Annotated in this window: 25 protein-coding genes; 17 read left to right on the forward strand and 8 right to left on the reverse strand. The window is 54.8% G+C overall.

What is annotated here, in order from left to right:
* Positions 1-124 precede the first annotated feature (124 nt).
* Genes BLV87_RS15845 through BLV87_RS15905 form a run of 13 tightly spaced genes read left to right on the forward strand, consistent with a single transcriptional unit; the run spans position 125 to position 11,197 of the window.
* Positions 125-634, forward strand: coding sequence for a Na+/H+ antiporter subunit E (locus BLV87_RS15845; RefSeq protein ID WP_245707056.1), 510 nt, complete (start codon positions 125-127; stop codon positions 632-634).
* Complete coding sequence (locus BLV87_RS15850; RefSeq protein WP_093070241.1) at positions 627-887, forward strand: MrpF/PhaF family protein; 261 nt, start codon at positions 627-629, stop codon at positions 885-887. The genes BLV87_RS15845 and BLV87_RS15850 overlap by 8 nt, the downstream gene beginning before the upstream one ends.
* Entirely contained in the window at positions 887-1,225 is a 339-nt protein-coding gene (mnhG, locus tag BLV87_RS15855; protein ID WP_093070243.1) for a monovalent cation/H(+) antiporter subunit G, read from the forward strand. The genes BLV87_RS15850 and mnhG overlap by 1 nt, the downstream gene beginning before the upstream one ends.
* The gene (locus tag BLV87_RS15860; RefSeq protein ID WP_093070244.1) at positions 1,222-1,473 is read left to right on the forward strand and encodes a hydrogenase subunit MbhD domain-containing protein; all 252 of its coding nucleotides are present in this window, start codon (positions 1,222-1,224) and stop codon (positions 1,471-1,473) included. Before mnhG ends, BLV87_RS15860 begins: the two co-directional genes overlap by 4 nt.
* Positions 1,470-2,168: a hydrogen gas-evolving membrane-bound hydrogenase subunit E gene (gene mbhE / locus BLV87_RS15865; RefSeq protein ID WP_093070246.1), complete on the forward strand. Its 699-nt coding sequence runs from the start codon at positions 1,470-1,472 to the stop codon at positions 2,166-2,168. Before BLV87_RS15860 ends, mbhE begins: the two co-directional genes overlap by 4 nt.
* Positions 2,168-2,524, forward strand: a complete 357-nt coding sequence (locus tag BLV87_RS15870; protein WP_093070247.1) for a sodium:proton antiporter — start codon at positions 2,168-2,170, stop codon at positions 2,522-2,524. The genes mbhE and BLV87_RS15870 overlap by 1 nt, the downstream gene beginning before the upstream one ends.
* Entirely contained in the window at positions 2,518-5,649 is a 3,132-nt protein-coding gene (locus BLV87_RS15875; RefSeq protein ID WP_093070249.1) for a proton-conducting transporter transmembrane domain-containing protein, read from the forward strand. Before BLV87_RS15870 ends, BLV87_RS15875 begins: the two co-directional genes overlap by 7 nt.
* Entirely contained in the window at positions 5,649-6,554 is a 906-nt protein-coding gene (locus BLV87_RS15880; RefSeq protein ID WP_093070250.1) for a respiratory chain complex I subunit 1 family protein, read from the forward strand. Before BLV87_RS15875 ends, BLV87_RS15880 begins: the two co-directional genes overlap by 1 nt.
* Before the next feature lie 4 nt (positions 6,555-6,558).
* The gene (locus BLV87_RS15885; protein WP_093070252.1) at positions 6,559-7,200 is read left to right on the forward strand and encodes a NuoB/complex I 20 kDa subunit family protein; all 642 of its coding nucleotides are present in this window, start codon (positions 6,559-6,561) and stop codon (positions 7,198-7,200) included.
* A gap of 5 nt (positions 7,201-7,205) precedes the next feature.
* A complete protein-coding gene (locus BLV87_RS15890; protein WP_093070254.1) occupies positions 7,206-7,742 on the forward strand; it encodes an NADH-quinone oxidoreductase subunit C in 537 nt (178 codons plus the stop codon).
* Positions 7,735-8,907 carry an NADH-quinone oxidoreductase subunit D-related protein gene (locus BLV87_RS15895; protein WP_093070255.1) on the forward strand — a complete coding sequence of 391 codons (1,173 nt, stop codon included), beginning with the start codon at positions 7,735-7,737 and terminating at the stop codon, positions 8,905-8,907. The genes BLV87_RS15890 and BLV87_RS15895 overlap by 8 nt, the downstream gene beginning before the upstream one ends.
* Positions 8,904-10,706 (forward strand): FAD-dependent oxidoreductase, encoded by a 1,803-nt coding sequence (locus BLV87_RS15900; RefSeq protein WP_093070257.1) that lies wholly within the window; start codon positions 8,904-8,906, stop codon positions 10,704-10,706. Before BLV87_RS15895 ends, BLV87_RS15900 begins: the two co-directional genes overlap by 4 nt.
* Positions 10,703-11,197, forward strand: coding sequence for a ferritin family protein (locus tag BLV87_RS15905; protein WP_093070259.1), 495 nt, complete (start codon positions 10,703-10,705; stop codon positions 11,195-11,197). Before BLV87_RS15900 ends, BLV87_RS15905 begins: the two co-directional genes overlap by 4 nt.
* A gap of 20 nt (positions 11,198-11,217) precedes the next feature.
* On the opposite strand, the gene BLV87_RS15910 is transcribed toward BLV87_RS15905, so the two are convergent.
* The 3 genes from BLV87_RS15910 to BLV87_RS15925 all read right to left on the reverse strand — a co-directional run bounded on the left by BLV87_RS15910 (position 11,218) and on the right by BLV87_RS15925 (position 16,636).
* Positions 11,218-13,698 carry a glycogen/starch/alpha-glucan phosphorylase gene (locus tag BLV87_RS15910; protein ID WP_093070260.1) on the reverse strand — a complete coding sequence of 827 codons (2,481 nt, stop codon included), beginning with the start codon at positions 13,696-13,698 and terminating at the stop codon, positions 11,218-11,220.
* A gap of 32 nt (positions 13,699-13,730) precedes the next feature.
* Positions 13,731-16,109, reverse strand: coding sequence for a phosphoketolase family protein (locus BLV87_RS15915; RefSeq protein WP_093070262.1), 2,379 nt, complete (start codon positions 16,107-16,109; stop codon positions 13,731-13,733).
* 308 nt (positions 16,110-16,417) lie between these two features.
* Positions 16,418-16,636: a hypothetical protein gene (locus tag BLV87_RS15925; protein ID WP_093070264.1), complete on the reverse strand. Its 219-nt coding sequence runs from the start codon at positions 16,634-16,636 to the stop codon at positions 16,418-16,420.
* A 218-nt stretch (positions 16,637-16,854) separates the two neighbouring features.
* Here BLV87_RS15925 and BLV87_RS15930 point away from each other — a divergent pair, with 218 nt between their 5' ends.
* A complete protein-coding gene (locus tag BLV87_RS15930; protein ID WP_217630014.1) occupies positions 16,855-17,436 on the forward strand; it encodes a YceI family protein in 582 nt (193 codons plus the stop codon).
* Here BLV87_RS15930 and BLV87_RS15935 read toward each other — a convergent pair.
* From BLV87_RS15935 to BLV87_RS15955, 5 genes are all read right to left on the reverse strand, one after another.
* A complete protein-coding gene (locus BLV87_RS15935; protein WP_175517976.1) occupies positions 17,433-18,008 on the reverse strand; it encodes a PqiC family protein in 576 nt (191 codons plus the stop codon). The genes BLV87_RS15930 and BLV87_RS15935 overlap by 4 nt on opposite strands.
* Positions 18,009-18,019: 11 nt before the next feature.
* Entirely contained in the window at positions 18,020-19,675 is a 1,656-nt protein-coding gene (locus tag BLV87_RS15940) for a PqiB family protein (RefSeq protein WP_093070267.1), read from the reverse strand.
* Positions 19,672-20,304, reverse strand: a complete 633-nt coding sequence (locus tag BLV87_RS15945; protein ID WP_093070269.1) for a paraquat-inducible protein A — start codon at positions 20,302-20,304, stop codon at positions 19,672-19,674. The genes BLV87_RS15940 and BLV87_RS15945 overlap by 4 nt, the downstream gene beginning before the upstream one ends.
* Entirely contained in the window at positions 20,297-20,950 is a 654-nt protein-coding gene (locus BLV87_RS15950) for a paraquat-inducible protein A (protein ID WP_245707057.1), read from the reverse strand. Before BLV87_RS15950 ends, BLV87_RS15945 begins: the two co-directional genes overlap by 8 nt.
* A 77-nt stretch (positions 20,951-21,027) precedes the next feature.
* Positions 21,028-22,434, reverse strand: a complete 1,407-nt coding sequence (locus BLV87_RS15955) for a flavin monoamine oxidase family protein (protein ID WP_093070270.1) — start codon at positions 22,432-22,434, stop codon at positions 21,028-21,030.
* 132 nt (positions 22,435-22,566) lie between these two features.
* Here BLV87_RS15955 and BLV87_RS19135 point away from each other — a divergent pair, with 132 nt between their 5' ends.
* From BLV87_RS19135 to BLV87_RS15970, 3 genes are all read left to right on the forward strand, one after another.
* Positions 22,567-22,905, forward strand: a complete 339-nt coding sequence (locus BLV87_RS19135) for a hypothetical protein (protein WP_139282207.1) — start codon at positions 22,567-22,569, stop codon at positions 22,903-22,905.
* A 91-nt stretch (positions 22,906-22,996) separates the two neighbouring features.
* Positions 22,997-24,466 (forward strand): efflux RND transporter periplasmic adaptor subunit, encoded by a 1,470-nt coding sequence (locus BLV87_RS15965; RefSeq protein WP_093070274.1) that lies wholly within the window; start codon positions 22,997-22,999, stop codon positions 24,464-24,466.
* Between the two features lie 9 nt (positions 24,467-24,475).
* On the forward strand, positions 24,476-25,405 hold a 930-nt coding region (locus BLV87_RS15970), incomplete at its 3' end, for an efflux RND transporter permease subunit (protein WP_139282208.1).

The following is a 25,405-nucleotide window of genomic DNA, read 5'->3' on the forward strand; positions in this document are numbered from 1 at the left end:
TTATGTCAGGAGACTCGCATAAACCCCAACGCCCCCATTTATACCTGAGCGCAGTAAGAACATAATCAAACCCTAATAAAGATACTTAGACACTGAACCACAGTTGTAGGGAGAATGAGCCATCATGAGCAAGGGCAAATCCACGGTGCGCGATACCGTCATCCTGTTTGCGACCCTGATGTTATTCTGGCTAATGCTAAGCGGCAAGCTGGACACTGATGTCCTCATCGTCGGCGCAGTCGCATCATTGATCATCGCCCTGCTCTACCGCGATGGCCTGTCGTTCTTCACCGAATTCCGTTTCACCCCGCAAGCGTTCGTGGCGGGCTTCCGTTACTACGGCTACTTCTTGCGGGAACTGTTCAAGTCCAATCTGAAAATGGCTGCCATTGTGTTGTCGCCCTCACTCCCGATTACGCCGGGTATCGTTAAAGTGCGCACCCGGCTGAAAAGTCGCATGGGGCGGCTGATGCTGGCGAATTCCATTACGCTGACACCGGGAACGCTGACCGTCGAGATGGCGGGTGAATGGCTGTACATACACTGCGTCACCGTGGGTGCAACGGATATTGAGGCAGCCACGGCGGAAATTGTCAGCGGGTTCGAGTCTTACCTTGAGGTGATGTATGGTTGAGGTGTTGATTGCCATTGCCGGAACGCTTGCCGGGCTGGCATTCCTGCTGGCACTGGCGCGGTTTGTGCGCGGGCCATCGCGGGTAGACCGGGTGGTTGCGTTTGATGTGCTGACGGTGATTGCGATTACCTTCATCGTGCTGGTGGCGTTGGTGGAAAACCGGGGCGTTTATCTGGATGCAGCGTTGGTCTACGCGCTGTTGTCATTCTTGGGGGTAATCGCCATTGCCCGCTATCTGGAGGGCAGGTTCTGATGGGACTGCTAATCGACATTATCGGGGGCTTGCTGCTGGTCGGCGGCGCGGCCTTTCTGCTGTTCGGCAGCCTTGGGCTGCTGCGGATGCCGGACGTTTTCAACCGCATTCAGGCAGGCACAAAAACCACCACGTTAGGAACCTTGTTAACCCTTGCCGGGGCTGCTTGTTTGCAACCCGCATGGGGCTGGAAACTATTGCTGATTGGGGTATTCCTGATCTTCACCAATCCGGTTTCTGCTCAGGTGTTGGCGAACACTGCCCACCGACGCGGAGCGCAAAAAACCCCATTGACCAAGATTGACCGGCTGGCAGAAGACCGGGAGGGTAAAGCATGAATACCGTATTACTGAGCATCGGCGTATTGCTGGCGGTTGCCATGATTGGCGTGGCATGGCTAACGATTCGCGCCACCCGGATTGCCACCGCGATGTTGGCGGCAGGGCTGGTGAGCCTGTTTGCCTCGGTGCTGTTCCTGTTTCTCGCTGCCCCTGATGTGGCAATGACGGAAGCGGCGATTGGCAGCGGCTTGACCACCTTCCTGTTTTTCTTTGTGCTAGGGCGCGTGCGCGGAGGTCAATCATGATCCGACGTTTTGCGGTTTTCCTGCTGTTGCTGGGCTTGGGGGCAATTTTTGCTGACCTGTTGCTGGGCTATACGCCAAGCGAGGAACTCAACCTGACAGCGCGTTACTACGCGGAACACACCGCGCAGGATTTGGGTGCTGCCAATATCGTCACCGCGATTGTGGTCACTTACCGGGGACTGGATACGCTGGGGGAAGTCACGGTGCTGTTTTTGACCGCCACCATTATTGGGATGGTGTTGGCGCGTGGACGTAAACACCGCGCATTGCAACGCCAGTTACCAGCGGCGGGGGAACTGCTGACCACGGGTAGTCGCTTGTTAGTGCCGCTGATTTTATTGCTGGGCGTGTATGTGTTCGTCAACGGGCATCTGACCCCCGGCGGCGGTTTTCAGGGCGGGGCAATTGTGGCATCGGCGGCGTTGCTGTTGTTACTGACAGATCCGCTGAAACGCTTTAGTCACCGCCTGATCGCGGTCATGGAATCAGTATCCGGGTTGTTTTTTATCGGGCTGGGGGTGCTGGGGCTGGTGTATGCAGGCGGTTTCCTCGATAGCCGGGTGCTGCCCAACGGCGCGTTCGGCACACTGTTTTCAGCGGGTGTCATGCCCATCATTTACAGCTTTATCGGCCTCAAGGTCGGGGCTGAATTCACTTCCATGCTGACCCATCTGGCAGAAACGGAGCAATCGTAATGGACTGGATCGCAATGGCAACAGGCTTCATCCTCATCCTGATGGGGCTGTATGGCGCACTCACCAACCGCAATATCCTGCGGATCATTGTCTCGTTCAGCGTCGCCAATACCGGCGTGAATCTGGTGCTGGTAGCGGTGGGGTATATGCGCGGGCGCACTGCGCCGATTCTGGATGAAGCCGTACCGATGGCGGATGCCGTCACCCGCATTATTGACCCCTTGCCGCAAGCGTTGGTGCTGACCGCCATCGTGATTGGGCTGGGGGTAACAGCCTTGATGCTGACGTATGCCTACAAGTTGTACGAAGAAAAAGGCACGCTCGATATTTCCAAATGCAGGGATTTGAAATGGTAAGCCCACTCTACATCATTGCCGTCGGGCTGGGGGCAGCGTTCCTGCTCGGCCTGTTGCCGGAAAAATGGCAGCGGGCAGCCTATGGCGTAACCCTCCTCGCACTCGCGCTCATGGGCTGGATTGCCGGAAGCTGGCTGTGGGCGTTTGCGCTGCAAGGGGCTGCGCCGGTTGAAATCTTCACCGCAGGAACCCAACCACCGTTTGCGATCAATTTCCGGGTCGGGCTGGCGGAAGCGTCACTGGCCTTACTGATGGCGTTGACGGGTTTGCACGCCGCGCTGTACATGCGCGATACCCTGTTCAAGCAGGGACGGCGGGCAATGGCGGTGTTGCTGATTTTCGTGATGGCCACCTGCGGGGTAATTTTCACCCGTGACCTGTTCAACCTGTTTGTATTCATGGAACTGGTAGTGATTTCTACCGGTGGGCTGGTGCTGCTGTCAGCAGATCGGCGGGCATTGGGAGCTGGTTTAAAATACCTGATCGTGTCGCAACTGGTCTCCATCCTGATGCTGGTGGGGATGGTGTTTGCCTACCACGCCACCGGCACACTCAATATCGACGGCATGGCAGCGGCGCAAGTCGACCTGTTCAAAGGCGGGGCGTTGGCGTTTTTCCTGATGTTGATGGCGGTGCTGGCAGAGTTGAAACCCTTCCCTGCCAACGGTTGGGGGCTGGACATTTATGAATCGGCACACCCTGCGTTTGCGGCACTGTTTTCGGCAGCAACCGGGGCAGCAACCGTATACGCGGCGGATAAGCTGTTGCTGATTGGCGGGGCGCAATGGTTGCCACTGGCAAGTGCCATCGGGATTGTAACCTTTGTGGTTGCCAATATTTTTGCCTTGGTGCAAGACAATGACCGGCGGTTGCTGGGCTATTCCTCGATAGCACAGGTGGGGCTGATCCTGACCGTGATTGGGCAGCGCGATTTGCTGGGGGAACAGTATTATTTTGTAGCAGGCGGTATCTTGCTGGCTCATGCGGTTGCCAAAGCGGGCTTATTCTGGCTTTCCGGGTTGGTGGCAGCGCGGGGCTTGGGGGACTGGGCAGCGTTGCGCGGGCATCCGGTGCTGGTGTTTGCATTTGTCACCTTTATTGCCTTGTTGGTGGGTTTGCCGCCCTTCCCCGGCTTTTATGCCAAGTGGGAGCTGGCGCACGCACTGGCCGCAAACGGGCAATTGTGGTTGTTGGGGCTGATCCTATTCGGGGCATTGCTGGAAGCGGCGTATTTGTTCCGCTGGTTTGGTTACGTGCTTAAACGTGAACAGCCACAAACGGGTTTATTGCTGCAAGCCATCAAGGAAGATGTTGCCTTGAGTGCAGTGGTAGTTGCGTGGTTATTAGCTTATCTGTGGGGCGAACTTTCCGGGCAAGGCAATCTGTTGCAAGCCATCCCCTTGCTGTTTGCGCTGCTGTTTTTGCCGCTGGACTGGTTGCCAGCCAAGCTCAAAAACGGGTTGGCGGTTGCTGGGCTGGTCGGTTGGTTTTACCTGCATTACCCCAGTTACGATGCGCTGCAATTGATTTTTGCGGCGGTGATGTTGCCGGGTGGCGCGATTATTTTGCTGGCAAGTTTCCAGACGCAGCAACGGCGGGTGGGATTTTATCCGGCGGCAATGCTGATGTTTGCAGGCTTGGCGATGTTGATTGAAGCCAAAACCTCGTTTGCGTTTTTTGCGGCGTGGGAATTGCTGACGGTGGGTTCGTATTTCCTGATCCTGCGCGGCAAGCATTCTGAACCACACGCGCTGTCGTACATTGTGTTCTCGCTGGGCGGGGCATTCCTTATGCTGGCGGGGTTTGCACTGGCAGCTCAAGGTGTGCCGGACTTTAAAATCGCGGCGTTGGCACAGGTGGCAGAACCGTTTGCACCGTGGGTATTTGCGCTGCTGGCGATTGGTTTCATGACCAAAACGGCGGCGGTGGGTGTGCATATCTGGTTGCCCGGCGCACATGCCGAGGCAGAAACCGATGTGTCGCCGCTGGTGTCTGGTATCTTGCTGAAAGCGGGGCTGTTCGGGCTGTTCGTGTTGCTAATGACGATGGGCAAGCAGCAATTGTACGGGGTGGAACTCACCCACGTAATGCTGTGGATTGGGGCAATTTCGGCACTGATTGGGAACTTGCTAGCAATTTTCCAAGAAGATGCGAAACGCTTGCTGGCTTATTCTTCCATCGGGCAGATGGGTTACGCGCTGTTTGGGCTGGCAATGATGAACCATCTCGGCTGGCTGATGGCGTTGATGTTTGTCATTAACCATTACATTTACAAGTCGATGCTGTTCCTGTCAGTGGGCGGGGTTGCTAAACGTACCGGCACACGTGATATGTACCGCATGGGCGGCTTGATTACGCTGATGCCACTGTCGTTCATTGCCACTATGATCGGGATTATTGCGGTGTCGGGTGTGCCGCCGCTTTCCGGGTTTGGCGGACGCTGGATTTTCTACAATGCGATTATGACGGCGGAATACCGTTTGCCGATGGTGATTATTTTCCTCGCGGGGCCAATTGCGTTCCTGTACCTGTTCCGATTGATTCACACCATTTTCCTGGGGCAGTTGAAGGATGAATTGCGCACCGTGAAAGAAGCACCGTTCTGGATTGTGTTGCCGCAGATGATTTTTGTGGTTGCCTTGTTGGTGTTCGCGCTGGTTCCGGGCATGGCGTTGCGGCATGTGGATGCTTACCTTGCGCCGTTCTTTGGCGGGCAAAGCGGGCTGGATTGGGCAGGGTTGACCATTACCAGCGAATTCGGTTACTGGAGTCCGGTGTCGATCATGCTGGTGATCGGGGTGATTTTTGCCACGCTGTTTGCCTGGTTGCTGTTCGTCAACCGCAGGGCGCAGCCGGTGAAGCAGTTCAATATCGTGTTTGCCGGTGAACGCCCGTTCCGCCCGGAAACCACCCATTTTGCCTGGAACTTCTTCGCGCCGTACCGCAAGGCATTGGGCTTTTTGACCCAGCCGCTGGTAACAATTTTTTGGGAAACCCTCACGGAATTGCTGCATTCGGCGGCAGATATTTTACGGCGGATGTATACCGGGAATGGGCAGACTTACGCCATTCACCTGCTCGCCTTTGTGATTATCGTCTACCTGTTGTGGATGGGGGGCTTGTGATGGAATTTGAATGGATGAGAATCCCGTGGGCGTTGCTGACATTGTTTATTGTCATCAACTACGGCTTGCTAATGACGGCTTTGGTGCAAAAAATCGGCGCACGGGTGGGGCGGCGGCATGGCATCCCCATTTGGCAGAATTACATTGATATGCTGAAGAACTATGCGCTGCGTACCTCCATTACTCACGGGGTGATGTTCTATCTGGGGCCGGTGTTCCGGCTGTCCGGCGGGGTGGGCTTGTTGCTGTTTGTACCGAGCATTTACGGGTCGGAGATGTTTGCCAACTTTTCGTTTGCAGGCGATTTGATTCTCGCACTGTATTTTGTGTTCTTTGGCACGCTGGGCATGGCATTGGGCGCGGCGGAAAGCGGGCATCCTTATTCCGCTATAGGCATTACCCGTGGCTTGTCGCAGATGACAGCGGCGGAATTGCCGTTTGCGCTGGCGGTGTTTGCGGTGGCCTTGCAATACCAAACGCTTTCTGTGACCGAGATTGTAGCGGCACAACAAGGTGGGGTGTTGCACTGGACATTATTTACCAATCCATTAGCAGTCGCGGCAGCAATGATGTCGTTCCTTGGTTCGATGATGCGCCCACCGTTTGATGTGGTACTTGCGCCGCAGGAAATCCCCATTGGCCCGCCGACCGAATACCATTCCTCGTTTCTGGCGATGATGCAGACCAACCGGGCATTGTTCCCGGTCGCCAAGATCGTGGTATACATGAACCTGTTCTTTGGCGGGGCGGGAAGCTGGCCGGAATTTTTCCTCAAGGTATTCCTGATTTACATGGTGTCGGCGTTTGTCGGCGTGGTGTTCCCGCGTTTCCGGGTGGAACAGTCGATCCGCTGGTTTTTAATCTGGGCAGTGCCATTGGGCATCCTCGCCGTGGTACTGGTGTAATGACATGAAAGAAGAATTACTCAAACGCATCGTTAAAACGCCGGATGGTCAGGAAATCGAAATTGACCCGCTGCGCGATTATTACTGCGAAGCAGGTCCCACGGTGCAACCGCCTGCGTACACCGCGATTATTGAAAAGCTGTTCAACTGGGCGCGTTCCGAATCGCTGTGGATTCTGGGCTTTGGCACGGGTTGCGGAGCCATCGAAATGCGCCCGCTAATGACACCGCGTTTCGACGCTTACCGTTATGGCATTCAGTGGCGGCCTACACCGCGCCAGTCCAACCTGTTTGTGATTTCTGGCTACTTATCGGTGAAAACCCTCAAGCGCGTGATCCGCTCCTACGAGCAGATGCAAGGGCCGAAATACGTGGTGGGGCTGGGGTCTTGCACCATTAACGGCGGCATGTACTGGGATTCCTACAATACCATCAAGCGGCTGGATGATTATTTGCCGGTGGATGTGTATATCGCGGGCTGTATGCCGCGCCCGGAAGCCTTGCTGGCAGGGTTTGAAGAGTTGAAAAAAATCATCCGCGCTGGCAAAGCCGAAGGCGCGAACCAATACGCCGCCAACTTTGACTGGTACAAAGCCAACCAGAAAAGCGTCATCCACGACTGGGACATGCCGGACTATAACTGGTGAGCATTATGCAGCAACTTTACGACACCCTCTCACAACGCTTCTCACTGGGCGAATTCACCCGGCAACGCGCCGACCTCGCCTTTATCACCGTGGGAGCGGTACGCCTGCACGCCCTGTTACGGCATTTGCGTGATCAGGAAGGTTTCACCCATCTGGTGCTGTTAACGGCGGTGGATTGGCTGGAAGACGGGCAGTTTCAGCTCACTTACCTGCTCAACAACCGAGCCAAGTGTCAGGATTTGGGCTTGCGGGTGATGATTGCCCGCGATAACGCCAGCATGGAAAGCATCCACGACCTGTGGGCAGCGGCAGCAACCTACCAACGCGAATTGCGCGAAATGTTCGGCATCGACTTCCCCGGTAGCCCACGCCTGATGGACGATTTCATTCTGGAAGGCTGGAACGCCGCCCCGCCCTACCGCCGTGATTTCGATACCCTCGAATACGCACGCGCCACTTACCGCGAACGCCCAGGGCGCGAAACCCGTGACCCGGCAGCGCACATGAAACAACAATTGTACGGGGACAAAGGCGATGTTTGAATTAGACCGCAGCCAGTACCCGCAGAAAAAAGCCGACGGCACACTGGACATTGACCTCACTTCCGGCAAATACCTGAAGCTTTGGCAAGGCCCGCAACACCCCGGCATTACCGGCAATATGGCGATTGAACTGACCGTGTGCGGCGACGAAGTGGTGGACGCAACCACCCACGTCGGCTATTTGCATCGCGGCTTTGAAAAGCTGATGGAACGCCGCACCTTCATGCAGTGCTTTCCGATTGTGTGCCGTATTTGCGTCCCTGAACCCGATTTCAACGAATACTGTTACGCTGCCGCCGTGGAAGAACTCGCCGGGCTGGAAATCCCCGAACTGGCGCACTGGATCCGTACCCTGATTCTGGAAATGGGGCGCGTCAACAGCTACCTGATGTACCTCGGCGGGCAAGCTGGTGCCTTCGGGCAAGGCGTGATCGGGCAATGGACAACGTATGTGCGTGACCTGATGCTCGACCGTTTCGAGGAACTGACCGGCGCACGCATTTACCACATGTTCATTATCCCCGGCGGGGTGCGCGATAACCTGCCAGACGGGTTTGCGGGGCGCATGGAAGAAACCTTGCGCGAAATCGAAAGTGTGCTGGCGGATGTCGATCGGGTCATGTTCCACAATGCCGTGTTCAAGAAACGCGCGGTCGGCGTAGGCGTGATTGATACCGCATGGCTGGACAGTTACGGCATTACCGGCCCGAATGCCCGCGCTGCCGGAGTCGCCAAAGACGTGCGCAAAGACCAGCCTTATCTGGTCTACCCCGAACTCGACTTTGAAGCAGTAACAGGTAAGGATTCCGATATTTACACCCGTGCGGATGTACGCCGCCGTGACTTGCTGCTGTCGCTGGATCTGATTCGGCAGATCTTGGCGAAAATGCCCAAAACGGGTGCGGTCATGACCAAGTTGCCCAATGTGTTGCACTGGAAAATCCCGCGCGGTGAAACCTATGTGCGTGGCGAATGTTCACGCGGCGAATACGGTTATTACCTCGTTACCGATGGCAGCGGCTACCCGCGCAGGGTGAATGTGCGCGGGCCGTCTTACACGCATTCGATTGCGCTGTTTGAACGCATGGTCATCAACGCCAATATTTCTGATGTTGCCGCTTTGCTGGTGTCGCTGCACACCTACCCGCCGGAGATCGAACGATGAGTATCAGTGACGTACTGTCCCCGTTTACCGCTTGGAAAAACCTGTTCCGCGACCCGGTAACGATCAAAGACCCGCTCAACGAACGCCCCGGTGCGGCGCGTTATCGCGGCTTCCACAAGAATGACATGGACAAGTGCATCGGTTGCGGAACCTGCGAAACTATTTGCCAAAACGGTGCGATTGACATGCTGCCGGTGGATGGAATTCCGGCAGTGCAAGGCGATTCCGGCTTGCGTCCGCGTATCGACTACGGGCGTTGCTGCTGGTGTGCGCTGTGTGTGGACGTGTGCATGACCGGCTCGCTTACCATGTCCAATGAATACAAATGGGTGGAAAGCGACCCCGACCTGTTCCGCTTTACCCCCGGCGTAGACAAAAAATATTGGGACAATGCCGAGCTCGGCTACCAGCGTCATGATGAAAAGCATCTGATGCCCGTGGCACGCGAGGAAATGCCGGAACTACACCCGGAAGCGCGGCTGGATTCGTTTGTCGAAATCGTCCACGGTTACAGCATCGCACAGGCCAAACTGGAAGCTGACCGTTGCGTGTCTTGCGGGCTGTGCATTGCCACCTGCCCCGCACACATGGCGATTCCCGACTACATCAAGGCGGTGCGGGACGGCGATTACGAACGCGGCGTGCAATTGCTGTACGCAACCAACCCGTTTTCGCAAGTGTGCGGGCGGGTGTGTACTCACCGTTGCGAAGATTCCTGCGCCGCACGTCACGAAGGCGATCCGATTGCCATCCGCTGGCTCAAACGCCACATCATTGACCAAGTACCACAGGAAAAAGTCATTGAATTGATTGGCAAACCGGCAGCACCGACAGGCAAGAAAGTTGCTATTATTGGGGCGGGACCTGCGGGTCTGACGGCGGCATTTGACCTTGCCCGTTTGGGTCACGCGGTGACGGTCTATGAAGCACAAGCAGCGGGTGGCGGCATGACGCGCTACGGCATCCCCGAATACCGCCTGCCTTACGACGCGCTGGACAAAGATATTGCTGTCATCACCGCAATGGGTGTGGAGATTAAGTACAACCACCGGGTAGGCACGGACATTGCCATGCAGCAACTGGAAGCCGATTATGACGCAGTAGTGCTGGCAATCGGCTTGCATCAAGGGCGTTCCACCCGCATCCCCGGCTCCGACCATCCGCAAGTGCGCAAAGCGGTTGACCTGTTGCGTCAGATTACCGCTGGCGAAACCATTGACGTACCTAAATCCATGGTCGTGATCGGCGGCGGCAACGTGGCGATGGACATTGCCCGCAGCATGGCACGCCTGCAAATGCAGCACTACGGTGAAATCCGCGTGACCCTGACCGCACTGGAAGACAAGGCGCATTTCCTCGCCGATCCGGTGGAAATCAAGGAATCGCTGGAAGAGCAAATCAACATCCTCGACAGCCGTGGCCCCCAAGCCTGCGTAATTGACGACAATGGCAAGCTGCTTGGCCTAAAAACCTGGAAAGTCTTGTCGATATTCGACGCGGAACGCCGCTTCGCCCCAAAATACGACCCGACAGACGAGCAACTCCACGAAGGCGAAATGATCGTCGAAGCCATCGGACAAATGGCCGATGTCAGCCTACTCGGCGAGGCACTCACCGAAAAACTGGAATGGAACCGTGGACGCATCCAGATTGACCCGAACGGACGCACCTCGGAAAACTGGTTGTGGTCAGCAGGCGATTGCGTCAAAGGCCCCGATGTCATCAACGCCGTTGCCGACGGACACCGCGTCGCCACCAGCATCCACCGCGCCCTTACCCCACAGGAGGCAACCGCATGAGCGAAGCCAGCATCCAACGGCTGCAAAGCAAAACCACCCTCAAGGAAATCCTGGAAGTGGCGACCGAGTTTGAACGCACTGCCCGCGATTTCTACACCGACCTGACCCCCAAGGTACACAAAAGTATCCGCTATCTGGTGGAAGAACTGGCGGCGGAGGAACAAGGCCATTACGACCTGTTTACCCAAATGGCAGCGCGTGACGATCTGGAGCAGCAACTCAAAGCCGAAGTGGAACGACCTGCCAGTGACCACAAGTTTTCCGACTGCATCCACCTGCCCGACCTTGGCGAACAGCCGGATGATCAGGCGGTGTTACAGTATGCTTTACGGCGCGAACATGCGGCGATGGAGCAATACCATGCCTTGGCACAAGGCACGGAAGCGGGGCCGATTCACGACCTGTTCCTGTACCTTGCGAATGAAGAAACCAAGCATAAAAATGAGCTGGAGAAGCTGTACTACGCGACGGTGCATAGTGGCGGGGTGTGAATAGCGACCCTGAGATGCTCTCAACTTACGGTGATTGACACCGGTTGCACCTTCCAGATGTCGCGACAGTATTCCCGAATGGCACGGTCGGATGAAAAATAGCCAATGCGTGCGACATTAAGGATCGACATCCGGCTCCACAGTTCGGCGTCGCGGAAATCGTTCGCAACACGCCCCTGACACTCCCGATAAGCATGGAAGTCAGCACACACCAAATAGGGGTCATGGTTCCACAGGTTGTCGAGCAAGGGCGCAAACAGTTGTTTGTCACCGTGCGCGAACAGACCGGAACCGATCAAGTCCAGCGCCTCGTGCAGTTCCGGCGTTTGCAGGATGACATCGCGCGGGTGGTAACCGTCGGCAAAACGCTGCTGAACCTCGTCGACATTGAGCCCGAACAGGTAAAAATTTTCCTCGCCGACCGCGTTGCGGATTTCGACGTTGGCACCATCCAGCGTGCCAATGGTCAATGCACCATTCATCGAGAACTTCATATTACCCGTACCCGAAGCTTCCTTGCCAGCGGTGGAAATCTGTTCGGACAGGTCAGCAGCCGGGTACAGGCGTTGGCCGACCTTGACACTAAAATCGGGCACAAACACTACGCGCAGACGATCGTTGACCTTGCGGTCACGGTTGACAACATCGGCGATGGCGTTAGTCAGCTTGATGACCAGCTTCGCCATACGGTAGCCCGGCGCAGCCTTGCCACTGAAAATAAAGGTGCGCGGCGGCGTGTCGAGATCAGGCTGTTGCTTGAGACGCAGGTAGTGGCTGACGACATGCAGTAAATTCAGGTGCTGGCGTTTGTATTCATGGATGCGTTTGGCCTGCACGTCGAACATGCTGTCCGGGTCAACGGTTACACCGGTGACCTCACGCAGGTAAGCAGCGAAGCTAACCTTGGCGATGCGTTTTACCTCGCGCCAGCGCTGCCGGAAGGCTGCGTCGTCGATGTAGGGTTCGAGACGGCTAAACTCGTTGAGGTCACGCAACCAGCCATGGTCGATCGTTTCCTCAATCAGCGCAGCAAGTGGCCGGTTAGCCAGAGCCAGGAAGCGGCGCGGTGTGACCCCATTGGTCTTGTTGCTGAACTTTTCCGGCCACATATCATGGAAATCCTTCAGCACCGTGGTCTTTAGCAGCTCAGTGTGCAACGCTGCAACACCGTTGATGGCCATCGCACCGACACAGGCCAGGTTAGCCATACGCACAGCCTTGTCGCCACGCTCATCAATCAGGGACATCCGCGCAAGGCGTCCTTGGTCGCCGAGGAAAGTCATACGCACCTCGTCCATGAACCTGCTGTTGATCTCGTAGATGATTTCGAGATGGCGTGGCAGGGTGCGACGGAACAGATCCAGCGACCAGGTTTCGAGTGCTTCCGGTAGCAACGTATGGTTGGTGTAAGCAAAGCTCCGCTGCGTCAGTGCCCAGGCACGATTCCAGTCAGCATGGTATTCGTCGAGCAGCAGGCGCATGAATTCGGCAATCGCAATCGCCGGATGGGTATCGTTGAGCTGGACGGCAAACTTGTCCGGGAAATGGTCAAGGCCGTCGGTGTCACGCAGCGTAATGCGCAACATGTCCTGTAACGAACACGACACGAAGAAATACTGCTGGCGCAGGCGTAGCACCTTGCCGACTTCCGGCTCGTCATTCGGGTACAACACCTTGCTGAGGTTTTGCGCCACCACCATATCATTGACGGCTCCGTAATAGTCGCCGTGGTTGAATGCCTGCAAGTCGAACGATTCGCGGGCCTCCGACTTCCATAGCCGCAGCAGGTTCACATTCTGCACGCCATAGCCGAGGATGGGCGTGTCGTAAGCCAGTCCGAGGATGGTGGTTTCAGGTAGCCAGCGGGTGCGCTGATGCCCCTGCTTATCGACGTATTGCTCGGTATGACCGCCGAAATGTACCGGAAAGCGACGTTGCAGGTTGGGAATTTCCCATGGATTGCCATTGCGCAGCCAAGCATCGGTGATCTCAACCTGCCAGCCATCGTGGATTTCCTGGTCGAAGATACCGTATTCATAGCGGATGCCATAACCGATCGCCGGAATCTCCAGCGTCGCCAGCGAGTCCATGAAACAGGCTGCCAACCGTCCAAGGCCGCCATTGCCAAGCCCTGGCTCCTGTTCGGTGTCAAGCACGGTGTCAAGATCGAGGCCAAGCTCGGTCAATGCTTGGGAAAGGTTAGGCCAGAGGCCGAGGTTGAGGATGTTGTTACCAAGATGCGGGCCGGTGAGGAACTCGGCAGACAGGTAGGCAACCGTTTTGGCACGCTGGTGGCGATAGTCCTGCGCGGTGTGGATAAAGCGTTCGAGCAAACGGTCTCGTACCGTGTAGGCGAGCGCCGTATAGTGGTCGATCGGCGTCGCCTTCCTGAACGTTCGGCCAGTGACATAGAACAGGTTATCGGTGAAGGCGCGTTTCAGTGAGTCCACAGAACCGCCAGTGCGCGTGTGTTCGGTGCTGTTTTCGGCAGATGCGTTCATCTCACCCTCCCTGCAAGGTATTGCAACAACAATCAGTACGGCCAAGTCCAGCCGTCGGCTTCGGGCAGATCGACGCCGTGTTCATAGGCGTAGTGGCGGCATTCGATTTGCTTGTCACGCAGCCGTTCCTTGACATGGGCTCCAGCCACCCGCAGCCTAGGGATACGGTCTATCACATCAATGGCGAGTGAAAAGCGGTCAATCTCATTCTGGATTGCCAGTTCCAGCGGCGTGTTGATGCTGCCCTTTTCCTTGTAGCCACGCACGTGCAAATTCTTGTGGTTGGTGCGCCGGTAAGCCAAACGGTGAATCAGCCAGGGATAGCCGTGGAAGTTGAAGATGATGGGCCGGTCGATCGTGAACAGGCTGTCAAAATCCTTGTCCGACAGACCGTGCGGGTGTTCGCTGCTTGGGGTCAACTTATACAGGTCAACCACGTTGATGAAACGTATCTTGATGTCCGGGAAGCTTTCACGCAGCAGTACGGTAGCAGCCAACGCTTCCTTGGTCGGAATATCGCCGCAGCCTACCATCACCATATCGGGTTCCGAACCCTCATCGTTGCTGGCCCAGTCCCAGATGCCAATACCTTTGGTGCAGTGTTTAATGGCCTGCTCCATCGTCAGGTACTGCAAATGCTTCTGCTTGTCGCAGACAATGACATTGATGAAATCAGTGCTTTGCAGGCAGTCGTTAGCCACGCACAGCAGCGTGTTGACATCAGGCGGCAGGTATATACGGGTGACCTTGGGCGACTTGTTCACCACCACGTCGAGGAAGCCCGGATCTTGGTGGGTGAAGCCATTGTGATCCTGACGCCAGACGGTCGAGGTGATCAGCAGGTTGAGCGACGACACCGGCGCACGCCAGGGAATTTCGTTCGACATGGCCAGCCATTTGGCGTGCTGGTTGAACATGGAGTCGATGACGTGGACAAAGGCTTCGTAGGTGGAGAAGAAGCCATGCCGCCCGGTCAGCAGGTAGCCTTCCAGCCAGCCTTCCAGAGTATGCTCGGACAACATCTCCATCACCCGGCCATCCGGGGACAGTTCGCTGCCATCGGCGTCCTCGGGCAGGAAGTCGGCCAGCCAGGTCTTTTTGGACACTTCGTAGACGTTATCGAGCTTGTTGGAACTATTCTCGTCCGGGCCGAAGACACGGAAGTTATTCATGTTCTGCGCCATAATGTCACGCAGCAGCTTACCCAGCGGGCGGGTATTCTCGGCGCTGGTCTTGCCGGGGCCGGATACATCGGCGGCATAATCGCGGAAATCCGGCATCCGCAACGCCTTGCGCAACAGACCGCCATTGGCGTGCGGATTGGCGCTCATGCGGCGGGTGTACCTAGGGGCCAAAGCCTTCAACTCAGGCATCAGGCAGCCATTCTGGTCAAACAGTTCCTCCGGCTTGTAGCTGCGCAGCCAGGCTTCCAACTTGTGCAGGTTTTCCGGGTTGCTGCGCACGTCGCCAATGGGAACCTGATGGGCACGCCAGAAGCCTTCCACCTTGTGGCCGTTGACTTCTTTCGGCCCAGTCCAGCCCTTGGGTGAACGCAGCACGATCATCGGCCAGCGCGGGCGAACCGGATGGTTGCTGGTGCGTGCTTCGGCCTGGATACGACGGATTTCCAGCACACACTGCTCCAGCACCTCAGCCATGCGGGCGTGCATGGCCAGCGGGTCACTGCCCTCGACAAAATGCGGTGTCCAGCCGTAGCCTCTGAACAGGTTGTCCAGTTCCTCATGGCTGATGCGCGACAAGATGGTCGGGTTGTTGATCTTGTAACCGTTGAGGTGCAGGATCGGCAACACTGCGCCGTCACGGACTGGATTGAGGAACTTGTTGGAATGCCATGACGTAGCCAACGGTGCGGTCTCGGATTCACCATCGCCGACCATTACGGTGACGATCAGGTCTGGGTTGTCATAGGCAGCACCGAAGGCGTGCGAAATAGAGTAACCCAGCTCGCCGCCTTCGTGGATGGAGCCTGGCGTTTCCGGCGTACAGTGGCTGCCGATACCGCCGGGGAAGGAAAACTCCTTGAAGAACAGCTTGATGCCATCCTCATCCTCGCCCTTGTTGGGGTAAATTTCGGAGTAGGTTCCTTCCAAATAGATTGGGCCAAGCACACCAGGAGCACCATGACCTGGCCCCGCCATGAAAATGGCGTTAAAGTCATATTTTTTGATCAGGCGGTTCATGTGCACGTAGCCGAAAGCCAAGCCGGGGCTAGCGCCCCAGTGTCCGAGTAGGCGGTTCTTGATATGTTCGATTTGCAGCGGCTCGCGTAGAAGGGGGTTGTCGCGGAGGTAGATCATACCTGCCGCCAGATAGTTGCAAGCTCGCCAGTAAGCATCAATCCGGTACAGTTCCTGCTCGCTGATGTCTGGCAGTTGAGTGGGAGCGTTCATGGTCGTCTCCGCAGTGGTTGTGTGCTGCCGATTTTAGGGGACAAACATGACAAATTTAGAACACTACCGTGACAAATTCATTAAGCGGGTTGACGTTGATTCCCAGAAATGCCGGGGTATAACGGCGACTTTAATGCGCAGCAGAGGAACAATACCATGCGTTGGCGCAAGGCACGGAAGCGGAGCCGATTCACGACCTGTTCCTGTACCTTGCGAATGAGAAAACCAAGCATAAAAATGAGCTAGAGAAGCTGTACTACGCGACGGTGCATAGCGGCGGGGTGTGAGAGGTCAAGCCGTGTAGCAACTCAATGTTGCTGCCCCATCGGCGTAATGCCGGTCTGCCGCCCTTGCTTGTCATAGTTGTACAACAACGCACCTTTTTGCACGCTAATGCTCTGCGCGTTGTAAGCCTTTAGACCGTCAGTGGGTAAACGGCTGGGAGCTGAAATGGAGGTCACTGCTTCACCATTTTGGTCATAAATGTAAATTAATGTACCGCGCTGCACGGCTTTGCTGATCGCCATATGGTATCTCCTTATGTGGTGTAAATATTTCGTTAAAATTTTCGATCATTCTATCTCTTTTGGTAGAGTATCATATAACCGTTGTTAATAGTTGACTTAAGTCAAATAGGGTTCACCCTAGGGCAAATATCCATGCTATTACCGCAGTATATCCGACCAGCGGTACAGTTCAGTTAAGCTGCCATGAAATTGACTTTAACCATGATAGGGAATAATAAATGATGCAACGTGCCTTACCATTGATTTGCAAAACTGCTGTGAGCTTCGCCCTACTCTCCGGTACCGCCATGGCGGATTGGGTGCTCGATAATACCCAATCTGCGCTGTATTTTGTCTCCATCAAAAAAGACCACATTGCCGAAACCCATACCTTCAAAACGCTCTCTGGTGCGATTACCAAAGCCGGTCAAGGTTCATTGAACATTGATTTGGCAAGCGTCAGCACCAATATCGACATCCGCGATCAACGGATGCGCGAACAATTGTTTGATACCCAAAAGTTTGCGACGGCAAGCGTCAGTGTGGACTTGAGCAAAACCGGCGTAAAACCGGGCATCCAAACCGTTAACGTCACCTTGGATTTGCACGGCGTGAAAAAAGAAATTCCCGCCACCGTTGCCATCACCGAAGTCGGCAACACCGTGCAAGTGACCACTGTTGCCCCGATTGTGTTGAATGCGGCGGATTTTGACCTAGCTGCTGGTGTCACTGCCCTGCGGGAAATTGCGGAATTGCCCAGCATCAGCAATGCCGTGCCGGTCACTTTTTTCCTGAGTTTTGTGAAACAGGCTGAGGGCTAACGGACTGCCAAACTCCGCGTGATCTGATTAGCCAAATCCGCCAGCAAACCGCTTTGCGCTTTGACCAGCCCCGTCACTCCCGCCTCCGGGGTTTGGCGGGTCAGCATCACCGGCTCCGTAGCGAGAATTTTTCCGTCATTACCCGCCTGAAGTTGCCACACCCCACGTAACCACGCTTTGCCCCCCGGTGTGCCATCAAACTGATCCAGTTTCACCACCACTTGATATTGTGGTGTTTGGCTGAGTTCCCAAGGCACGGTTTGCACCCGTGTCGCAGGCAAACGGATTTGCAAGTGTTGGGCTAAGGTGCGCAGGAATTCATCTTCCAACTGCCCGCCCCATAAGTGCGTGTCGGATACCTCCAAAGTCGTCGCGTCTTTGCGAATCACCATTCCCTCGCGATCCAGTAAAGTTGGCAAGGTAATCGGGCCTACACCCACGCTCTTAATAGATGCCGTCACCACCGGCACGGCTGCACTACCCATATCCGTTGATAACGTGTGATATTGCGTCGGGGTGCTTGAACAAGCGCTCAACATCACCAATATCCCGCAAACAAACCATCGTTTCATTCTCATTTTCCTTACTTGCCGCGCAGCAATGCACTGGGTTGGCGTTGCAACGTTTCGGTCAAACTGCGCAAAGCACGGGAAGCAGCGGTCACTTCTTCCAGCATTTCTTGCAACTGATGTTGCGTCGGAGAATTTTGTGCAGTCAATCGATCAAGCTGCCCCATCGAACCTTGAATTTTTTGCATGGTATTGCTCAAATCCTGACTGATTTTATTAACATCATTGGTCACGCTAGGCAGGGTATCTTTATCCACGGTTTTAAGCGTTTCTTTAGCCGCTTTAACCGCCTGTTCTGCTTCTGCTAATACCTTATTGAGGTTATCCACGGTTTTATCCAATTTACCGCTATTCACCAGCTTATTAATGCCTGCCAAGGTTTCATCGAGGCTTATCATAATGTCGGTGGCTATAAACGGTAACTCTTCAAACGCCGTTCCAGTGGTCGGAAACTCACTGTAGAACTGTGTCGCTTTAATAGTAGCCGGTGGCGGATCAGTTTCCATACTCAGCGTAATTACTTTTTGTCCGGTTAGAAAACTCACTGTATCTAATTTGGCACGCATCCCTTTTTCCACCAATTTACTCATAGCGATCTCCCCTGTTTCTTTCGTAAGGGATTCATCAAAATATTGGGGTTGAATCGAGACTAACACGGGAACTCGCACCGATAGCGAATCTTTATCCATTTTTAGATCAATCTTTTCGACTTTACCAATGGGAATGCCCTGAAACTCTACGGCTGAACCCACCCCCATACCACGTACAGAACCATCAAAGTACATGACGTAATACAATCTCGTCGCGTATTGCTTTTCCTGCGAACTGGCATAATTGCGGTGTAATACAAAGGTATCCCCTTGTTTACTCACTTCTCCCCCGGCAACCCCGGCAGGCGTTTCAAACGCAACCCCTCCAATCAATACCGAAATCAGCGATTCCATACGAAACTCAGCCCCGGTCGAATTCATATTGAGTTCTACCCCGCTAGCATTCCAAAAACGGGTATTTTTATGCACATACTGAAAATAAGGGGCTCGAATAAACAACTCCAATTGCACACGATCTTGATTATCTAATAGTTCATAGTCAATCACTTCACCGACCTGTAACTGTTTGTAAAATACTGGCGCTCCCACGTCCATTGAACCTAACGAATCCGATATTAAGAAAAAACGCTTGCCATCTTCTGCGGGTGCAATAACTGGTGGGCGTTCAGCCCCTTTATAAAAACTTTGATCATCGTTATCGGTTCCCGGATCCATTCCAATATAAGAACCAGAAAATAATGTCCCCAAACCCGATACCCCGGAACGGTTCACACGCGGGCGTACTACCCAAAAACTGGCATCGCTGCCCAAATGTCGCCCGATTTCCTTATTCAACTCAATGATGGCCTCAATGTATTTCAACTCATTATCCAATTTAAGTTTTTTGACTTTACCGACCGTTACCGCTTTATAACGTACTTCGGTTTTGCCCGGTTCAATCCCTTCTGCACTGGAAAACTGCACTGTCACAATCGGCCCACGCTGATACCAAGCTTGAAACAATAACCAGAAACCAATCAATAATGCCGCCAGTGGAATTAACCATACGGGCGAAGGCCAGCGTTGCTCACGTACTTCCACTTCTGGCAAATTATCATCAAGCCCTTTATTATCATTCATGTCAGCTCTTCCTCTTGCTGGGCAACATCCCAGATCAAGTGCTCATCTAATGTGCGAGCAGCAAACATGGTTAACACCACCACCGCTGCAAATGACAAGCTGCCCAGATTTGCATCAACCCGCGCCAGATTTCCAAATTGCACCAGCCCGGTCAGAATCGCAATCACAAACACATCAACCATTGACCAACGCCCCACGTATTCGGTGATGCGATATAAACGCATCCGGTCATGTTGACGCCAGCGTGAACGCCGTTGAATGCTAATCAACAAAAAACTCAAGGTAAACAATTTCAATAACGGCACCACAATACTCGCCACAAAAACAATCAATGCCAGCGGCCATTGCCCCGCTTCCAGCAAATGATACACCCCGGTAATAATAGTGTCGGGTTGTCCGGCCCCCAGCATGTACACACTCATGATCGGTAAAAAATTTGCTGGAATATACAGAATCGCGGCAGCAATCAATAGCGCCCATGTCTCTTCCACACTAGTAGATTGCTGCGCTAATTTGAGCCGCGCACCACAACGCGGGCAATGCATGACCTCAAAGCGCTTTAATTGCGTGGGCGCATGACTCAAACAACCACACACACGGCATTGCAGTAATGCCTCATTCTCAGCCATTGTTTTTCCCCAACGCCCGCCATACGCTAAATGGATCTAATAATGTGGTGGCGGCTGCCATCGTCAGCACTAAACCTGCGAATGACCAAAAAGCAGCTCCTACAATCAGAGTGGCCAGATCGCCCAATTTTACCACTGCAACCAATACCCCTAACATAAAGACTTCCAGCATTCCCCACGGTTTGAACTCACGCATCCAGCGAAACAAAAAAATCGCCGTACTCGACCGCCAGTGGTAGCGAATAGTCAAAACCACAACCAATAGCGTCAGCAATTCAAATAAAGGAAAAATAATAATATTAAGAATGATCAATCCTGCCAAAAGAGGGTAGCCCTGATCCCAAAATGCCAAGCTTGCCCCCAGCAAATGCAATTCCTGCTCTGCCCCTTGGGCGCGTAAGCCCAGCAGCGGAAACACATTGGTCAACACAAACAATGTCAGCCCAGCTAAGGTCAGTGCCAACACTGAATCCAGCATATCCGGACGATTGCGGTATAATAAAGCCCCACAACGACGACAATTGGCAGTTTTACCCAGCGCAAGTGGGCTATAACGGTGCAATTGACCGCACTCTTGGCAAGCAATAGGTTCGGCTGAGACTGACATGAATGATGCAATTAAATCCGCGTATAGAATAGTCTGCATTGTAACGCACTTCTCTACACACAACCAAACCACTAACCCATTGATTTGGCTAAATCACCGTATCTAGGATCAGGGGATTAAGCGTAGTATTGAATGGCTTGGTGATTATCTAAATTGACTGACGGTTTATCCCGAACTTGTTCAAGAATTTGCTGAGCTGCCCGCAAACCGGACAGGTACGCACCGTGGACGCTGCTGAAATGCTTGCGTTCGGTGGCTTCACCCGCAAAAAATACCGCATTGCCTAGACGCTCTGCCAAATGGTCACGCATCGCTGGCGTTGAACCCACGCTGTTAAAGGAATACGCGCCCCTTGCATACGGGTCAGCATTCCAGCGGGTAATCTGGTAATCAATCGGTTCAGGGATGTTAGCCCCGAACAGTTTGCGCAAGGTTTGCATGGCATCAGTGACGATTTTCGTGTCTGTCCATTGTTCGATGCGCTTGCCGCGTTCTGCCGCATTGAAGCCTAACAAAACTGGCCAACCTGCTACCCGTGTTAGGCTGACCCATTCCGTCCATGCGCCTGCTTCGGTGGGCATGTATTCCAGCCAGTCCTGATCATCCGGCCAGAAAACGTTGGAGAATTGCAGATAGCACTTGTTTAACGTACCCATTCCCAGTGCATTAATAGCTTGTTGTTTACGGGCAGGCAATGGCGGTGAAAAGGCAACCTGCCCACTTTTCAACACGCCCAGCGGCAAGGTGATGATGGCATGATCAGCTTGGAATGCGCCCTGGTTGGTTTGCACCGTCACCTGTTGGTCTGACCATGTGACCGTTTGCACGACGTGTTGCAACTGAATATCCAGCCCGTTTGCCAGATGATCGACGATGACCTGATAGCCATCCGGGAACAGTGCATCATCGCCCTTGAATGCCGCCGCTGCATCATGCCAGTGAGCGGAAAGCTCATGGATGCCGCCTGCGTATTCTTGCTCCAACGTACTATTGAGGATGAATTGCACGAGTTGGCGTTCGCTTGCCTTCAGGCTATTCCAGCCCAGCACTTTTTCGACAGCGGCTTGTATGGATTGATCGGTGTCGGCGGCTTGTGCGGCGTCCAAGGCGTTGTCAATACGCGCTTGCCATTGTTCCAACTGGCGGCTTTCGCTGTTGCTTAAGGGGTTGCCAGCGGTGTTATAGGTGGTGGTGTCTGCGTAACGGGTGATCAAACGCTTTGCGCCGATGCGGTCAGCCAAGGCAGATAAAGGGTTGTCTTTTGCGCCATGAACCCAGCTTGCGCCGAGGTCTACGGGCATGTTTTGCCAGCGTTTGCTTGTCCACAAACGCCCACCCAGCCGGTCACGCGCTTCCACAACGGTCACGGAATGCCCTTGCTGGCGCAGGGTTTGTGCGGCAGTTAGACCGGCGATGCCTGCACCGACTACCACAATGCGTTTGGCGGAAGCGGCGGACAGGGGCGCAATGGTGCTGCTTGCTAATAAACCAGCTATCAGGTGTAAAAATTTTCTTCGGCTCATAGAGCTATTCTCCTCCTCGGACAAATCACGTTACGGAAATTCTGGCAGAGTTGCCGCCACAGCCGGGCATTTGCCTATACTTGAGACTTTTGCTATGTTTGAACCGAAATCATACAGGTATTTACTAATCGTATGCGCAAACACATAGTCACATTCCTCATTTTGCTGATGGCTGCCCTGCCAGTCTGGTCAGCGTCGAGGGTGTGCCATCACGTACAAACCATGCCGCAGACGATGATGATGGAATCACAAGCCACTAACCATCACTGCTGTCTTGAGATGCAAAAACAGCAGTCGGCACAAGTTTCCGCTGATACTTGCCATTGCGACCAACTCCAGCACGCACAATTTGTCCTGAGCTTGCCAATGCTGCCTGCCGCTGTACCGCCAGACAGTTTCATCCCGCAAGTCTTCTCCCCACAGGTATTGCCAGAAGCTGCTGACGTACCCTACCGCCCACCGATTGCCTGAAGAACCCCTCACCCCGTCCCTCTCCCTCCCTTCGGCTACGCTCAGGGAGCGGAGAGGGGAGAATACGTGTTCAAAATTCAGGTAAACAATAATGAAACGATTAAAAAGTGCCGTATTAAGCGGCTGCTTGCTCATGGGTATGGCAAGCCTCCCCTTGGCTGTATTTGCCCACGGTGGCGAAGACCACAGCCACGATGACGCGCCCCCTGCGCCCATTATTGCCCCCAATAACAGCGGCATACGCTGGGAATTACAATCGCCCGACGTGGAACTGCTCGGCGCACTCCATGACGGCAAACTGACCCTGTATGCCAGCCATTTCCGCGACAACACCCCGATTCCCAATGCCAACATCGAACTGGAAAGCAAGGGGCAAAAGCTGCTGCTACAAACCGATGCCAACGGCATAGGTGAAACAGAGGCAGCATGGTTGCAACAAGCGGACAAACGCGAATTGCTGGCAACCGTGCAAGCCAAGGGCGTCAACGATTTGCTGGTGGGCAAACTGGCGTTTAGCAATGGCACAGCACAAGCCACCCGCTTGACCGATGGCAGCGTGTTCATGCCGCAAGCGTCCCAACAAATACTTGGCTTACACACCACGACCAGCAAACCGCAAACCGTCGCCCAACGTGTCACCCTAAACGGCGTAGTCGTAACCGACCCGAACGCCAGCGCCGTGATCCAACCGCAGCTGAGCGGACGCTTGCTTGCACCGGAAAACGGCTTCCCCAGCATTGGCAGCACGGTCAAAAAAGGTCAAACCCTCGCCATCCTCGAACCCGCCGCCAGCAATACCGACAAGGGCGACCAGCAAGACAAAATCGCTGAAGTACGCTCCGAACTGGCATTGGCAGAGAAAAACGCCGCACGCCTGACTAGCATTGCAGGCGTTATTCCACAAATGGAAGTCGATGCTGCCCGCAACACCGCCGATACCCTCAAAGCCCGCCTTAAAGCCCTGCAAAGCCACCTTGCGCAACAGCCACAACCGCTGCTTGCCCCACTGTCTGGTATCATCAGCAGTGCCAAGGTGGCGTTAGGGCAACAAGCCAACGCAGGCGATGTCCTGTTTGAAATCATCGACCCGGCACAGCTACAAGTCGAAGCCCTCGCCTACGACGCAACGGTAGCGGCACAAATCACCGGTGCAACCACCACCCTCAACGGTCAAACCCTGACACTGGACTTCATCGGCAGCAGCCAACAACTGCGCAACCAAGCCCTACCACTCCGCTTCACGGTCTTACCCCCTTCACCCCTTGCGGGGGAAGGGCTGGGGATGGGGGGGGCTTCTATTCTCACCGTCGGGCAACCGCTCAAACTTGCCGTGCAAACCCGCACCAGCATTCAAGGCACACCCTTACCCGCCAGCAGCGTGGTCAACAATAACCAGCAACAGCCAACCGTGTGGGTAAAAACCGCCGCCGAACGCTTCACCCCCCACACCGTCAAGCTGCAAACGCTGGATGCCGATACCGTAATCATTACCGAAGGCTTGCCGAACAGCAGTATCCGCGCCGTCACCAGCAGCGCGGTCTTGCTGTCGCAAGTGCGCTAGGGGGCTGCCATGTTTAACGCGATTATCCAGACCAGCCTGAAACAACGCTTGTTCGTGTTGATGGGGGCATTGCTGCTGATGTTGTACGGGCTGTTTACCCTGCGGCAATTGCCCGTGGACGTATTCCCCGACCTCAATAAACCCACCGTCACCCTGATGACCGAAGCCGAAGGCATCGCCCCGGAAGAGGTCGAACAACTAGTCACCTTCCCGCTGGAAACGGCGATGAACGGGCTGGAAGGCGTGACACGGGTACGTTCCGTCTCCGGGGTGGGCTTGTCGATTGTGTACGTGGAGTTTGGCTGGGGGACGGACATTTACCGTAACCGCCAGCAAGTTTCCGAGCGACTCGGAGCCGTTACCAACCAGTTACCAGCGGGCGTTGTGCCGCAAATGTCGCCGATCAGTTCGATCATGGGTGAGATTTTGCTGGTGGCAATGACGGCGGAAGCCCCCCCCATCCCCACCCCTTCCCCCGCAAGGGGTGAAGGGGGTAAGACAGCAACACCGATGGAGGTGCGGGATTTGGCGGAGTGGGTGGTGCGCCCGCGCTTGCTGGGGATTCCGGGGGTATCACAAGTGATCCCGATGGGTGGCGAAGTACGCCAGTACCGCATTACCCCCGATGTGGCCAACATGGAACGCCTCAACATCAGCATCAGCCAGTTGCAAACCGCGCTGCACGGCTTTGCCAGCAATACCAGCGGCGGCTTTCTGGAAGCACAGTCGCAGGAATACCTGATCCGCAACATTGGGCGCACCACCAAGCTGGAAGACATGCAGCAACTGGTGGTAGCACACCGTGACAACGTGCCTATTCTGCTGCAACAAGTTGCGAAGGTGGAATTTGCCGCAGGGGTAAAGCGCGGGGAAGCCAGTTTCATGGGCAAACCGGCGGTCATCCTGTCGGTGCAAAAACAGCCTAGTGTCGATACGGTC

It is taken from the genome of Thiothrix caldifontis (assembly GCF_900107695.1).
GTDB lineage: Bacteria > Pseudomonadota > Gammaproteobacteria > Thiotrichales > Thiotrichaceae > Thiothrix > Thiothrix caldifontis.

Coding starts and splice junctions, on each gene's coding strand:
- BLV87_RS15845 (WP_245707056.1), top strand. CDS start 125: ATGAGCAAGGGCAAATCCACGGTGCGCGATACCGTCATCCTGTTTGCG.
- BLV87_RS15850 (WP_093070241.1), top strand. CDS start 627: ATGGTTGAGGTGTTGATTGCCATTGCCGGAACGCTTGCCGGGCTGGCA.
- mnhG (WP_093070243.1), top strand. CDS start 887: ATGGGACTGCTAATCGACATTATCGGGGGCTTGCTGCTGGTCGGCGGC.
- BLV87_RS15860 (WP_093070244.1), top strand. CDS start 1,222: ATGAATACCGTATTACTGAGCATCGGCGTATTGCTGGCGGTTGCCATG.
- mbhE (WP_093070246.1), top strand. CDS start 1,470: ATGATCCGACGTTTTGCGGTTTTCCTGCTGTTGCTGGGCTTGGGGGCA.
- BLV87_RS15870 (WP_093070247.1), top strand. CDS start 2,168: ATGGACTGGATCGCAATGGCAACAGGCTTCATCCTCATCCTGATGGGG.
- BLV87_RS15875 (WP_093070249.1), top strand. CDS start 2,518: ATGGTAAGCCCACTCTACATCATTGCCGTCGGGCTGGGGGCAGCGTTC.
- BLV87_RS15880 (WP_093070250.1), top strand. CDS start 5,649: ATGGAATTTGAATGGATGAGAATCCCGTGGGCGTTGCTGACATTGTTT.
- BLV87_RS15885 (WP_093070252.1), top strand. CDS start 6,559: ATGAAAGAAGAATTACTCAAACGCATCGTTAAAACGCCGGATGGTCAG.
- BLV87_RS15890 (WP_093070254.1), top strand. CDS start 7,206: ATGCAGCAACTTTACGACACCCTCTCACAACGCTTCTCACTGGGCGAA.
- BLV87_RS15895 (WP_093070255.1), top strand. CDS start 7,735: ATGTTTGAATTAGACCGCAGCCAGTACCCGCAGAAAAAAGCCGACGGC.
- BLV87_RS15900 (WP_093070257.1), top strand. CDS start 8,904: ATGAGTATCAGTGACGTACTGTCCCCGTTTACCGCTTGGAAAAACCTG.
- BLV87_RS15905 (WP_093070259.1), top strand. CDS start 10,703: ATGAGCGAAGCCAGCATCCAACGGCTGCAAAGCAAAACCACCCTCAAG.
- BLV87_RS15910 (WP_093070260.1), bottom strand. CDS start 13,698: ATGAACGCATCTGCCGAAAACAGCACCGAACACACGCGCACTGGCGGT.
- BLV87_RS15915 (WP_093070262.1), bottom strand. CDS start 16,109: ATGAACGCTCCCACTCAACTGCCAGACATCAGCGAGCAGGAACTGTAC.
- BLV87_RS15925 (WP_093070264.1), bottom strand. CDS start 16,636: ATGGCGATCAGCAAAGCCGTGCAGCGCGGTACATTAATTTACATTTAT.
- BLV87_RS15930 (WP_217630014.1), top strand. CDS start 16,855: ATGATGCAACGTGCCTTACCATTGATTTGCAAAACTGCTGTGAGCTTC.
- BLV87_RS15935 (WP_175517976.1), bottom strand. CDS start 18,008: ATGAAACGATGGTTTGTTTGCGGGATATTGGTGATGTTGAGCGCTTGT.
- BLV87_RS15940 (WP_093070267.1), bottom strand. CDS start 19,675: ATGAATGATAATAAAGGGCTTGATGATAATTTGCCAGAAGTGGAAGTA.
- BLV87_RS15945 (WP_093070269.1), bottom strand. CDS start 20,304: ATGGCTGAGAATGAGGCATTACTGCAATGCCGTGTGTGTGGTTGTTTG.
- BLV87_RS15950 (WP_245707057.1), bottom strand. CDS start 20,950: ATGCAGACTATTCTATACGCGGATTTAATTGCATCATTCATGTCAGTC.
- BLV87_RS15955 (WP_093070270.1), bottom strand. CDS start 22,434: ATGAGCCGAAGAAAATTTTTACACCTGATAGCTGGTTTATTAGCAAGC.
- BLV87_RS19135 (WP_139282207.1), top strand. CDS start 22,567: ATGCGCAAACACATAGTCACATTCCTCATTTTGCTGATGGCTGCCCTG.
- BLV87_RS15965 (WP_093070274.1), top strand. CDS start 22,997: ATGAAACGATTAAAAAGTGCCGTATTAAGCGGCTGCTTGCTCATGGGT.